Raw genomic sequence first — 12,566 nt, forward strand, 5'->3', positions numbered from 1 at the left:
CACAGCCCACCCCACGGCCCACCCACAGCGAGGACTTCCATGGACTTCCGCCTCACCCCGCGCCAGGCGCAGCTCAAGGCCGACGCGCGCGCCCTCACCGACGTCATCGCCGCCTACGAGCTGCAGTGCGAGGACAACAACGGCCTGCCCGCCGACGCCCACGCCACGATCCGCGACGCGGTCCTCGACGCCGGGCTCCAGGCCGTCAACATGCCGGCCGAGTGGGGCGGCGCCGGACTCACCATCGCCGAACAGGTCACCGTGCAGGAGGAGCTGGGGCGGCTCACCGGTGCCCTGTGGGACATGGTGTGGCGTCCCGCCAACGCCCTCAGGTTCTGCACGCCCGAGCAGCGCGAGCGCTTCCTCGTCCCGGTGATCAAGGGCGAGCGGCGCGACTGCTACGCCGTCACCGAGCCCGGCGCGGGCTCGGACCCGCAGAACCTGGCCACGACGGCCACGAAGAACGACCAGGGCTGGGTGCTGAACGGCGAGAAGTGGTTCGTCACCGTCGGCGACCATGCCGACTTCATGATCGTGCTCGCCGCGGCGGGCCCGGACCGCGCGCCCACCCTGTTCCTCGTCGACAAGGACACCCCCGGCATCGAGATGACACGCGTGCCGCGGTTCATGCACACCTTCGTCTACGAGCACCCCGAATTCACCTTCACCGACGTCCAGGTCGGCGACGACGCCGTGCTCGGCGGCATCGGCGAGGGATACGACATCACCCGCTCCTGGTTCACCGAGGAGCGCCTGATGATCGCGGCCCGCACGACGGGCGCCGCCGAACGGGCCCTGGAGCTGTCCCGCGACTGGGCCGTGGAGCGAGAGCAGTTCGGGGCGCCGATCGCGTCGTACCAGCTGATCCAGGGCATGCTCGCGGACTGTGCCGTGGACATCGCGGTCAACCGGGCCTACACCCACCAGGTCGCCTGGGAGATCGACCAGGCGTCGGCCGAGGACCGCAAGACGCTGCACGCCAAGGCGGCCATCGCCAAGCTGTCGGCGAGCGAGGCCTCGGGCCGGGTGATCGACCGCTGCCTGCAGATCCACGGCGGCCGCGGCTACGACCGGTCCTACGCCGTGGAGCGGCTCTACCGCGAGCTGCGCGTGGACCGGATCTGGGAGGGCACCTCCGAGATCCAGCGGCTGATCATCGCCAACGAACTGATCAGGCGCGGCACGGGCGTCCTGGACCTGTCGGTCGCGTGACAGGTGGCACGGGCCGGGGCCTGCCACACGCCCCGGCCCGCGACGGCCGCCCCCTTCCGGCCGCCCCCTTCCGGCCGCCCCCTTCCGGCCGGCCCCTTGCGGCCGACGCCTTCCGACCGGCGGGCCGCCCCCGTCCGGCGGGTCGGCTCTTCGGCCGGGCAGCGGATCCGGCCGCCCCGGAATCGACATACAGCGGAGAGGACGACGGATGACCGACATCGAACGGGTGGGAGTGGTCGGCTGCGGCCTGATGGGCGCCGGCATCGCCGAGGTCTGCGCACGCGCCGGGATGCCCGTCACGGTCGTGGAGCGCGATGCGGAGGCGGCCCGTGCCGGCCGGCTCCGCATCGTCCGCTCGCTCGACCGGGCCACCGCACACGGCAAGCTCGGCGCCGAGCAGCGGGATGCCGCCATGGCCCGGATCACGGTGGCCGACCGGATCGAGGCATTGGGCGACCACGACCTGGTGGTCGAAGCCGTCGCGGAGGACGAGGCGCTCAAACTCGACGTCTTCACCTGCCTCGACGCCGTTGTCACCGGCGAGCACACCATCCTGGCGACCAACACCTCCTCCATCCCGGTCATCCGGCTCGCCGCGGCGACCAGCCGTCCCGACCGTGTCGTCGGCGTGCACTTCTTCAACCCCGTACCGGTCCTCAGGCTCGTCGAACTCGTCCCGTCGCTGCTCACGTCGCCCGCCACCGCGGCCCGGGCCGAGCACTTCGTGACCGGCACCCTGGGCAAGGAGGTCGTCCGGACCCGGGACAAGGCGGGGTTCGTCGTCAACGCGCTGCTCGTCCCCTATCTGCTGGCCGCCGTCCGCATGGTGGAGTCGGGCAGCGCGACCGTCGAGGACGTCGACCGCGGCATGGTCCTCGGCTGTGCGCACCCGCTCGGTCCGCTGGCCCTGACGGACCTGATCGGCCTGGACACCACGCGCGCCATCGCCGAGTCGCTGTACGCCGAGTTCCGCGAGCCCCAGTACGCGCCGCCTCCGCTGCTGTCCCGGATGGTGGAGGCCGGTCTGCTGGGGCGGAAGTCCGGGCGGGGCTTCCACAGCTACGACGCAGAGCCACAGCGAGCGGCGGCTGCACCGGCGGGGCCGCGGTGAGGGAAGATGGTCATGGCGTACGACCACCGGACGAGGGGAGCGGCAGGGTGTCCACCAAGGTGCGCACGGCAGACACACGCGAGCGCATCCTGACCGCCGCGTGCGAGGTCATCGCCGAGATCGGCTTCGAGAAGATCCGTATGCGCATGGTCGCCGAGCGGGCCGGGGTGTCGACGGCCCTGCTGCACTACCACTTCGACACGCGCGAGAAGTTGTTCACCGAGGCGATGACCCACTCGTTCGCCAACACCGCCGTCGGCCTCGAACACGACGCGGAGACCGCGTCGGCGGCGGTCATCCTGGCCCGGATCCTGCGCAGCCTGCTGCCGACCGACCCCGAACTGCAGCAGGACTGGCGGCTGTGGCAGGAGCTGTGGGCCCGGGCCCTGCGCGACGAGACGACCCGCACCTTCGCCGTGGACCTGTACGCGCAACTGCACGGCTGGGTGGCCGGGGCGGTACGGCGGGGCATCGAGTCCGGCGAGTTCACACCGACCGACGTGGACGACCTCAGCACGCTCGTCCTGTCGCTGAGCGACGGCTACGGCATCCGCCTCATGCTGCGCGATCCGACGGTCACCCTGGACTCGGCCCTCACCTCTGTCTGGCGCCAGGTGGCGGCCGCGCTGGGACTGCCGGCCGTGCTGCCGACGGAATGAAGGGCCCGCCCCCACCGAACGACTCCGCGCCGACGCAGGGAGCCGGCGCGGAGTGAGCCGGGGCGCCTGTGCTCTCACCGCGCCGGTGCTGTCTCCGCGTCCGTGCTCTCGTCACGTCCGCGCCCGCGTCCTCGCCGCACGCATGGCAGTGCCTTCGCGATCGCCGCAGGTGACCCGGCGTTGTCAGTGCCGGGTCGTAGGGTGCCCGGGACTGGTTCGTTCCTGGTGGCGATGGGGGGGGGCAGTGGTGCGCAGGCAGGTCGAGGGCGAAGTAGATGTTCACTACGGTCAGATCTATGTGGAGACCGATCCGGACCACTGGGGCCTGGATCTTGCGGAGGCCTTTGCCGGGCAGAGCAGTGGGCTGTGCGGGGCGGCGGTTCCCGGCGCTCTGTGGCTGACGACCGGGCTGCACACGGGACACGTCGGCTTCACCGCCGAGGTGCACGAGGAGGCCCCGCCCTTGGACGCGGGCTGGGACGACGTCGTCGAGGTGTCCTTCCGCCCGGTCTCGGCCGGTGGCGCGCTCGTGGAGTGGGGAGGCGGGGGCGTGTGGGACCTGGACCTGGACGAGACCGACTACCGGGTGCGCTACAGCGCCAAGGGCATGGACGAGGCGAGACAACAGGACACCCTCCTGGAGGAGGAAGCCCAACTGGACTGCTATCTGCTGCAGTTCTGGCCCGCCCCGCCCGCCCCGGACCGAGTCCTCAAGCAGACCTCCGAAACCGCCGCCTACTGGCACGACTACGCCCGCCGGCTCCCGCCTCCCCCCACGCCCGCCGAACGCGCCGAAGCCGAGCGTCTCGCCCGCCTCGCGGAGGAACAGGCCGAAGAAGAACGCCGCCTCGCCCTCGAGCGATGGGAGTGGGGCGGCCGGCTGCCGAGCCGGGCCCTGCGTTGTGTCGACGGCAATGTACGGGGCGTGCTGGACTTCGACCCGGACCTGGTCCACGCCATCGACGCCGCCGGTCCCGAGGTCCAGCGTGAGGTGGCCGTACTGGCGGCCCGCCGGGCGTGCGAAGCGGCCGGCCTCGCCGGCCTCGACTGGGTGGCCGAAGGACTCACCGCCCTGGCGGAAGGACGCCCGCTGCCCCCGCTGTTCGAGGACCCGGACCGGGTGTGGCACGCCCTGGAGACGGATCCGCGCGTCCCCGACAGAACCGTCGGCCGCGCCGTCCCGCCCGAGCGGCCTCCCTTCCAGCCGCCCGCGCGGGACGACGCGCACGGGGCCCTGTACGAGATCGTGCTCCCGATCGTCGTCACGACGGAGCAGACGCCTCCGGAGTCGCTGGAGTCCTCGGAGCCGCTGGAGTTGCCGCAGTCGTCGGAGTCACCGGGCGAGCCCGGACCCGAGGCGCCCTACAGGCTCGTGGCCACGCTCGGCGAGCCGGACCGTTCACTGCCCGTCTCCCAGCCGCACATGGCCGTCCCCGCCCTGCTCGGCGCCGCCGAAGCAGACCCCCTCCAGGCGGCTCTCGACGCCGTCTACGCCGCCGTGGCCACCTACGGCGAGGACCACCGGACCCTGCTCCAGCAGGTCTGGTCCGTGTGCCGGCGGCGGCCCTAGCCGGCTGGGCGTCGCAGGGTCCGCTACGCCGCGGTCGACGGGCGGATGTTCTGGTTGAGCCGGAACAGATTCGTGGGGTCATAGGTGTCCTTGACCCTCACCAGCCGTTCGTGGACCGCGCCGGGGTACGAGGCGCGCACCTTGTCCTCGGCGGCATCGCCGGTGAAGTTGACGTACATGGCCCCGTGGCCGTGGCGCGCGATCTCCTCGCGGGTGGCGCGGGCCCAGGCGACGTGCGCGTCGAAGTCCGTCGCGTCGGGGGAGCGCGCGACCACGTTGCAGAGCACGCTCGCATCCCGCTGGCTGAAGGCGGTGGCGTCGGCGGGCACGCGAGCGAAGGCGCCGCCCAGCTGGTGCAGATGCAGTTCGCTGGAGGGCGTGGGTGTCGTCAGATGGCGTCGCAGGACGGCGTCGAGCGCGGCGTCGGACGGCTCGATGAACGCCGACGTGAAGTAGTTGTGGGCGCCGGCCGTCCACAGCGGGTCGAGCAGTGACTGCATGGCCGTGTACGTGATCGGGCCCATCAGGTCGGCGATGGGCGTGCCCAGTGTCCGCAGCGGGCCGACGGCCGCCTCGCCGGCCGCGGGGTCGCCCGCGTACATGCCGAGGACCACGACGACGCGGGTGCCGTGGACCTCCTCGGGCAGGAACGGCAGGGGCGGAGCCGTCGTCAGGTTCACCACCGTCGTCAGGTCGTCGGGCATGGAGCCGGTCAGCTCGCGCCAGCCCTTGATCACCTGCTCGGCCTGTTCCCGGGGATAGACGATCAGCCCGGCGAGGACCTGGGGTCCCACCGGGTACAGCTGGTACTCCAGCGAGGTCACGACTCCGAAGTTGCCGCCGCCGCCCCGCAGGGCCCAGAACAGCTCGGAGTGCTCGTGCGCGTCCGCCCGCACCACGCGGCCGTCCGCGGTGACGACCTGGGCAGCCGTCAGGTTGTCCGAGGTCAGACCGTGGCGGCGCAGCAGCCAGCCCACTCCGCCGCCGAGCGTGAAGCCGGAGATACCGGTCGTGGAGATCAGGCCGCCGGTCACCGCGAGGCCGAAGGCCTGGGTCTCGTGATCCAGGTCGCCCCAGGTCATCCCGGCCTGGGCGACCACCCGGCGCCGCTCGGGGTCGACGACGGCGCCCTTCATCTGCGACAGGTCGATGACGATGCCGTCGTCGCAGGTCGAGAACCCGGCGATGCTGTGAGCGCCGCCGCGCACGGCGACGAGCAGGTCCTGGCTGCGGGCGAACTCGACGGCGCGGATCACGTCCGCGGTCCCGGCACACCGCACGACCAGGGCCGGATGCTTGTCGTGGGCCCCGTTCCAGACCGCGCGGGCCTGGTCGTAGCCGGCATCGTCGGGGCGGACGACGGTGCCGCGCAGACCTGCCTCCAGTTCGGCGACGGTGGCGTCCCCCAGGATGCCCTTTGCCGTGTCGATCGACATGGTCGGCTCCTCGGTATGAGTGCTTGCGCTGATGTTCAGGACCCTAGGCAGTGCCTCTTAGCACTCACTCAGCAGCCGCTTTGACCGGTGGGTGCCGCCGGCAGGGAGTGCCGCAGGACGGCCGTGCCACGGGTGTCCCCGAGCCGGGTGAACAGCTCACCGGCCCGGACGGCGGCCGCTTCGGCGGCGGCGCGGTCGCCCTCCTGCAGGAGCAGCCGGGCCAGGACGAGGGAGACCCATCCGGTGGCGGAGGTCGATCCGGCGACGTCCTCCAGGCGCTGGGCGCGGGTCAGCAGCGTGCGGGCGCGCGCCCGGTCCCCCGCGGCGCGGGCGACGAGCCCGAGGTGGAGCACGCAGTTGACGGCACCGGGGATGTCGTCGGTCTCCTCGAAGTCCGCGAGGACCCGGGCGATGGTCGCCCGCGCGCCCGCGGTGTCCCCGTCCGCCAGCCGGAGCAGGCCGAGGCAGCCCAGGGTGATGCCCTCCTCCCGGCGGTCGCCGACCCGGCGCCGGATCTCCAGCGCCGCCTCCAGGTACTTCCGCGCCGCGTCGTGATCGCCCCGGCCGCGCCGGACGTTGCCCAGCGCGGTGAGGGCGAGGGACTCCCCGTGCGGGTCGGCGAGCGTGCGGAAACAGTCGACGCTGCGTCCGGCCGCCTCGGTGGCGGCGCCGGTGTCGCCCGCCAGCCGGTTCGCCCACGCGAGATTCGCCAGGGCGTATCCCCGTGCCCGGGACGGGCCGACCGTACGGCCGGCGAGCACGGTCTCCTCGAAGAACAGCGACACCTGTCCCGCCCCGTCGTCCTCGACCGCGTAACCCGGTGTCATGACCGGGAAGAACGGCTCGCTCCCGGCGTCGACGTCGTCGAGCAGCCGCAGACTCTCCTCGCAGGACTCGCGGGCCGCCGAGCCCTCGCCGCGGCAGACGGCCCAGACACCGTCGAGGTGCGCGGCAACGGCGAGGACCGAGGGGTCGCTCGCGTCGCGGGCCAGGGCGCGGGCCCGGTCGAGAGCGCCGCGGGCGCCGTGCCACGCGCCGCGCATCCAGAGCAGGATCGCCTGCTGGCAGTGGGCGGACGCCAGCGCCGCCGGGGCCCGCCCAAGCCGGTGGATGCCGACGATCTGCTCGGCGATGTCCTCCAGCGGGGAGCCGTCGCCGAGGCGGACGGCCAGCACGGCCTGCCCCATCAGCGCGCTCGCCCGCAAAGGGGTGGGTTCCGGTGCGGCGGCCAGGATGTCCTCCAGCCAGCGTCGGCCCTCGGCCAGACGCCCTCGCTCGGGCCAGAACGAGTGCAGGGCGACCGCCAGCCGCAACGCGTCGTCCGGTGCGTGGCGCAGGAACGACCGCAGGGCGGCCCGGAGGTTGCCGTACTCGGGCTCCAGCTCCAGCGACGTCGTCCCGCGGACTCCGGTGGGCGGTTCGCGGTCCTGTGCCTCGGCGAGTGCCAGATAGAAGCGCCGGTGCCGTGCTTCGGTGGCCGCGTGCTCCCCGGCGGCCCGCAGACGTTCCGCGGCATACTGCCGGATCGTCTCCAGCAGCCGGTAGCGGGCCTCGTCCTGTCGTGGCTCCACCCACACCAGGGACTTGTCGGCCAGCCGGCCGAGGAGGTCCAGCACGGAGGCGTCCTGCGTTTCCTCCGCGCACACCTCCTCGGCCGCGGCCAGGGAGAACCCGCCCGCGAAGACCGCTAGCCGGCGGAACAGGCGCCGTTCCTCGTCGTCGAGCAGCCGGTGGCTCCACTCCAGGGTGGCCAGCAGAGTCTCCTGGCGGGTCACGCCGCGCCGGCTGCCCCGGCCGAGCAGGGCCAGGGCGTCGTCGAGCCGCTCGGCGATCTGGCGCGGCGCCAGCACGTGCACCCGGGCCGCGGCGAGTTCCAGGGCCAGGGGCATTCCGTCGAGCCGGAAGCAGATCTGTGCCACGGCCTCCACGTTGCCCGCTGTCAGCCGGAATCCCGGGGACGCTTCGGCGGCCCGTTCCGTGAACAGCCGCACCGAGGCGAAGCGGGCCACCTCGTCCAAGCCCGGCAGCCGGCGCGGATCGGGCAGGCAGAGGGAGGGCACTCTGAACGTACGTTCCCCATAGCTGCGCAACGGCTCCCGGCTGGTCGCCAACACGAAGACGTCCGGGCAGCGGGCCATGACCTGTGAGGCCAGGGCGGCACATGCCTCGACGAGGTGCTCGCAGTTGTCCAGCACCAGCAGCATCGACCGTCCCGCAAGCTGTGCGACCAGCGCCTCCCGGCCGCCGCCGGACCGGGGGAGCTGCACCCCCAGGACTGCGGCGACCGCCTCGGGTACGAGGTGCGGTTCCGCCAGCCCGGCGAGGTCCACGAACCACGCCCCGTCCCGGAAGTCGTCGCGCCGCCGGGCCGCCACGGCGAACGCGAGCCGGGTCTTGCCGCAGCCGCCGGCCCCGGTGAGGGTCAGCAGCCTGCTCCGCCCGAGCAGCCTGTCCACCTCGGCCATCTCGCGCTCGCGGCCGATCAGGGCCGTCGCCGGGGCGGGCAGATTGTGCCGCCGGGCCCCCGGCCGCTCCTCCTGCTGCTGCTCGACCGAGTCGGCCAGCAGCTCACGGTAGAGGCGGCGGGTCTGCGGGTCGGGGTCGGCGCCGGTGTCACGGCGCAGCCTGTCCCGCAGCTGCTCGTAGCAGGCCAGCGCCTCCCCACGCCGCCCGGCGTCGGCCAGGACCCGCATCAGCGCCCGGTGGCCGGGCTCGTGCAGCGGGTCTTCGGCGACCAGCGTGCGCAGGACGTCGATGGCCTCGGCCGCGTGGTGATCGTGTTCGAGCGCCTCGCCGAGCCCCAGCCGGAGTGCGGTGCGCCGTGTCTCCAGTGCCTCGGCCGCCTCGCTCACCCAGGGCTCGTACCGGTCCTCGGGCAGCAGACCGGGAGCGGCCAGGGCGAGCGCCGCACGGTAGTCCCTGGTCCGGCCGTCGTCCCAGGCCCGCCGGGCCACCTCGTCGAACGCGTCGAGATCGATCAGCACACCGCCGTCGGGACCGAGCAGCACCAGGTCGTCCCGGAGTACGACGACGTCGCCGGGCGCACCGGTGGAGGCCAGCGCCCGCCGCACGGCGTGCAGCACCTGGTGCAGGTTGTTCGACGCGGCCGTCCGGTCGAGATCGGGCCACAGCAGGTCGTAGAGCTGCTCCCGGTGCAGCTGGTGGCCCGGTGACAGGCACAGCAGTTTCAGCAGGCTCCGGGCCTTGCGCAGGCGCCACGCCCCGGCGGCGACCGGGTGGTCCGCGACCGCCACGGCAAAGCCGCCGAGGAGCCGGATGTGCACGTCGTCGGCCATGGTTGCCCTCACGAGCAGGCTACCGCCGCCCGCTCGCCGGGGCTCGGGCCGAACGGGCCGACGGGGCCGACGGGGCCGACCGGAAGGGCTGCAGAGTGCCCGGGTGGACCACAGGCAGGCGGGCGAGAGCCGCAGGCCCGTGCGGCGAGCCCACAGGGCCTGGCCGGCGAGAGCCGAAGGGCGGACTGGCGGAGGCAGCAGGGGCAGACGGTGGGCAGAGCGCCGAGGCCAGCAGTGGCAGGTCGGCGAGGCCGGTGGGAAGAGTGCCGAGGGCAGCAGGGCGGACCTGCGGGGCCAGTGGGCAGAGCGCCGAGGGCAGCAGGGCGGACCGGCCGCCTCGGCATGGTCACGGTCGTCGCGGAGGGATCGACAGCGGGGCCCACCCGTCACGACGCGTCACCGAGTGCCTCCGGGCCGCCGGCTGACGTCATGTCCGTTCGGGGAAGCCCGTCCGGCGTTTCACGGGAGCGTCGGCATGGTGAGCGCGGTGAGGGCGTCGTGGAGGATGGCGTCGGTCTGGAGGGTGGCGTCGGCCGGTGGCCGGTCGCGCCAGCGGGCGCCGATGTGGCCGTCCGGCCGGACGAGCAGTGCTCCGCCGGGGCCGAGACCGCAGAGGCCGCTGTGCTCTCCGGGAAGGGGCTCGACGCGCAGGGGCAATCGCATGGTGGTGCGGGGCGTCCATGAAGCGGGGTCCGGGGTGAGCAGGGTGAACCATTCGCCGAAGGCGTCGAGCGTGGAGCGGTCGTGGGCCAGCCAGAGATGCGGCATGCGACGGCCCGGCTCTGCGGTGGGAACGTAGTCGGTGCCGGCGGTCGGAACGGTGTCGGTGCTGGCGCTCGTGCCTGTGCCTGTGCCTGTGCCTGTGTCGGTGCTGGTGTCGGACTGCGCGGGTGAGGGGCTGCTGTCGGTGAGGACGGCCTGGGAGCGGTAGGCGACGCCGAGCACCAGACCGAGCTGGGCGAAGAACCGCTCGGACCAGGGCAGTTCGACCCGGGCCGACTCCGCCTCGCCGGACCGGAGCTGTTCGCGGCGTCGGCCCTGCACCTGAAGCATCAGGCGCGTGTTGGCCACCGCCTGACGCAGCGTCTCGTGGGCGACGGGTTCCCGTTCCACCTCGTAGGAGTCCAGCAGGCCCGGTCCGGCCCACCCGCGCAGAACCCCCGCCAGTTTCCAGCACAGGTTGTGCACATCGGCGAGGCCGGCGTTCATCCCGAGGCCGCCGATGATGGGCAGCGCGTGTGCCGCATCGCCTGCCAGCAGGATCCGGCCCTGGCGGAAGCGTTCGGCGACGAACGCGTTCATCACCCAGTGGTGCACCCGCACCACGTCGGCCCGCACGTCGGCGCCGGGTCCGAGGGCGCGCGAGACGAGACCGGGCCAGTCGTCGCCCGCGTCGTCTTCCGGTGTCGGACCGAACCAGGACCAGCCGCCTTCGGGGTAGAGCGGGGCGAACGATCCGTGGGCGGTGAAGTAGACCCCGGCGGGCCGGCGGGCGCACCAGCGGTCGAGGTCGGCATCGAAGACGACGGTGGTGAAGCTTCCCAGCGCGCCCGGGCCCGTGGTGCCGATCCCCAGCAGTTCCCGGACGGTGGAGTTCGCACCGTCGGCGGCGAGCAGATGACGGGCACGGACGCGGGTCTGTGCGCCGCTTTGGTGGTCGACCAGGAGAGCCAGGACGCCGTCGGCCTCCTCGGTCACATGGACGAGCTCGACCCCGAACCGTACGGGTGCGTCCGCCGCGGCGAGCAGGGTGGGTTCCAGGCGGTCCTGCGAGGTGACCACCCCGGTCACAGGGCTTTCCGGCACCGGCGCGTTGATGCCGATCATCGCCGCCGTCGCGAAATCGCGGTCCCGCAGGGTGTCGCGGAAGCGGATGCGGCCGTACTCGGGTGCGAACGCGTGGGCCGCGATCGTGTCGGCGAGCCCGAGCCGGCGGTAGATCTCCATGGAGCGCACGTTGACCAGCCGGGACCGTGGGAAGGGCGACAGCCTGCGGCGCTTGTCGATCAGTAAGGACCGCACGCCCCAGCGTTCCAGGAGCGCCCGGGCCGTGAGTCCGACCGGCCCACCACCGACGATCAGGACCTCCACCCCGCTGTCGGCCACGGCCATGTCGAACCCCTCCGGCCGGCCTCGGACCAGTCTCCTGCCGGCCTGTGCTCCCTCGGGCCGCCCGGTGGCCCGCCCGAACGTGATCCAGCATCTCTCCTCGGCCCGCCGGTCGGCGAACGGGAGGCCACGACCGCGAGTCGACCTGCGGGAACGCCGGGGCGTCACCCGTCAGGGCCGGGGGTGTTGTGGAAGCCCACGGAGCGACCGCTGCCGTCATGGGGCGAGCTGGATTTCGGTACTCGTTCCGCCGCGTCAACGTGCGACGGCATGGTCAGCCGTCTCACCGGCCGGGCGCCCCCGCCCGCAGGCCGACCATGACGAGGTCGAGGAGCCAGGTGGCGCGCGGCTGCCAGTCGTCGTGCGGGTCGAGCTGCCAGAGGCCTGCGATGGCGAGGAGGAAGTCGTCCGCGGTGACTCCGGGGCGGATGGTGCCGGCCTCCTCGTTGGCGCGCAGGAGCAGCTCCGCGGCGGAGATCACCGGTGTGTGCGCCGGCTTCGCCGGGCTTCCCGGTGTGCTGGTGACCTGCCGTATCACGTCGGCCAGGCCGGCCTTGGCCATGGCGAACTCGGCGAGGCGGTCCATCCAGGCGCGCAGGGCCTGCTCGGGCGCCAGGGTGTCGAGCAGATGGGCCGCGCTCTCGGCGACCTGCTGCATCTCGTGGCGGTAGATCTCCAGGACGAGTGCCTCGCGGTTGGGGAAGTTGCGGTAGAACGTGCCCTGCCCGACGCCGGCCTTCTTGGCGATCACGCTCAACGGGGAGTCCGCGCACCGCGTCAGCTCGGCGAGTGCCACTTCCAGGATGCGCTCGCGGTTGCGCTGCGCGTCCGAGCGCAGGGGTGCGTCCTTCTTGTGCGGCACTCGTCCTCCTCAAGGGTTCGTGGCCGAACCCCACCCTTGCTAACCGGACAGCTGTCCGTTAGGTTTCCGGGTAACGGACAGCTGTCCGGTTGTGTCCACGATAGCCGTGGCCGTGCCCCGGGGCAGCCGTCGGCTGTCACCTTCGGCCCCAGCATCCCGCACCTTCGGCCAGCCCTCGCCCCTGGGCTCGTACGACGCGTTCTCGGCGCCGTCAGGTACTCCGGCCGCCGGCCTGCCCAGCATCACCTCGGTCCGCTGCTCCGGCGCCGGACCGTCCCGCACCACCTGGTCCGCGGTTCCGGCTGCCGGAC

8 protein-coding genes are annotated in these 12,566 nt (G+C 73.0%); 4 read left to right on the top strand and 4 right to left on the bottom strand.

What is annotated here, in order from left to right; translation table 11 throughout:
• Nucleotides 1–39 precede the first annotated feature (39 nt).
• From ACFZCP_RS21490 to ACFZCP_RS21505, 4 genes are all read left to right on the top strand, one after another.
• Entirely contained in the window at nucleotides 40–1,212 is a 1,173-nt protein-coding gene (locus tag ACFZCP_RS21490; RefSeq protein WP_391428878.1) for an acyl-CoA dehydrogenase family protein, read from the top strand.
• Between the two features lie 208 nt (nucleotides 1,213–1,420).
• The gene (locus tag ACFZCP_RS21495) at nucleotides 1,421–2,323 is read left to right on the top strand and encodes a 3-hydroxybutyryl-CoA dehydrogenase (protein ID WP_391428880.1); all 903 of its coding nucleotides are present in this window, start codon (nucleotides 1,421–1,423) and stop codon (nucleotides 2,321–2,323) included.
• Between the two features lie 47 nt (nucleotides 2,324–2,370).
• Nucleotides 2,371–2,982 (top strand): TetR family transcriptional regulator C-terminal domain-containing protein, encoded by a 612-nt coding sequence (locus ACFZCP_RS21500; RefSeq protein ID WP_391428882.1) that lies wholly within the window; start codon nucleotides 2,371–2,373, stop codon nucleotides 2,980–2,982.
• Between the two features lie 247 nt (nucleotides 2,983–3,229).
• Nucleotides 3,230–4,552 (top strand): hypothetical protein, encoded by a 1,323-nt coding sequence (locus tag ACFZCP_RS21505; RefSeq protein ID WP_391428973.1) that lies wholly within the window; start codon nucleotides 3,230–3,232, stop codon nucleotides 4,550–4,552.
• Nucleotides 4,553–4,575: 23 nt separating this feature from the next.
• Here the strand turns inward: ACFZCP_RS21505 and ACFZCP_RS21510 are convergent, their stop codons facing one another.
• The 4 genes from ACFZCP_RS21510 to ACFZCP_RS21525 form a co-directional block, all read right to left on the bottom strand.
• Nucleotides 4,576–5,988: an FAD-binding protein gene (locus tag ACFZCP_RS21510; RefSeq protein WP_391428884.1), complete on the bottom strand. Its 1,413-nt coding sequence runs from the start codon at nucleotides 5,986–5,988 to the stop codon at nucleotides 4,576–4,578.
• A gap of 68 nt (nucleotides 5,989–6,056) precedes the next feature.
• The gene (locus tag ACFZCP_RS21515) at nucleotides 6,057–9,284 is read right to left on the bottom strand and encodes a BTAD domain-containing putative transcriptional regulator (RefSeq protein ID WP_391428886.1); all 3,228 of its coding nucleotides are present in this window, start codon (nucleotides 9,282–9,284) and stop codon (nucleotides 6,057–6,059) included.
• A 459-nt stretch (nucleotides 9,285–9,743) separates the two neighbouring features.
• The gene (locus ACFZCP_RS21520; protein ID WP_391428888.1) at nucleotides 9,744–11,396 is read right to left on the bottom strand and encodes an FAD-dependent monooxygenase; all 1,653 of its coding nucleotides are present in this window, start codon (nucleotides 11,394–11,396) and stop codon (nucleotides 9,744–9,746) included.
• Between the two features lie 280 nt (nucleotides 11,397–11,676).
• A complete protein-coding gene (locus tag ACFZCP_RS21525) occupies nucleotides 11,677–12,255 on the bottom strand; it encodes a TetR family transcriptional regulator (RefSeq protein WP_391428890.1) in 579 nt (192 codons plus the stop codon).
• Nucleotides 12,256–12,566: the final 311 nt, after the last annotated feature.

It is taken from the genome of Streptomyces sp. NPDC007971 (assembly GCF_042958635.1).
Classification (GTDB): Bacteria; Actinomycetota; Actinomycetes; order Streptomycetales; family Streptomycetaceae; genus Streptomyces.

Coding starts and splice junctions, on each gene's coding strand:
- ACFZCP_RS21515 (WP_391428886.1), bottom strand. CDS start 9,284: ATGGCCGACGACGTGCACATCCGGCTCCTCGGCGGCTTTGCCGTGGCG.
- ACFZCP_RS21510 (WP_391428884.1), bottom strand. CDS start 5,988: ATGTCGATCGACACGGCAAAGGGCATCCTGGGGGACGCCACCGTCGCC.
- ACFZCP_RS21495 (WP_391428880.1), top strand. CDS start 1,421: ATGACCGACATCGAACGGGTGGGAGTGGTCGGCTGCGGCCTGATGGGC.
- ACFZCP_RS21490 (WP_391428878.1), top strand. CDS start 40: ATGGACTTCCGCCTCACCCCGCGCCAGGCGCAGCTCAAGGCCGACGCG.
- ACFZCP_RS21520 (WP_391428888.1), bottom strand. CDS start 11,396: ATGGCCGTGGCCGACAGCGGGGTGGAGGTCCTGATCGTCGGTGGTGGG.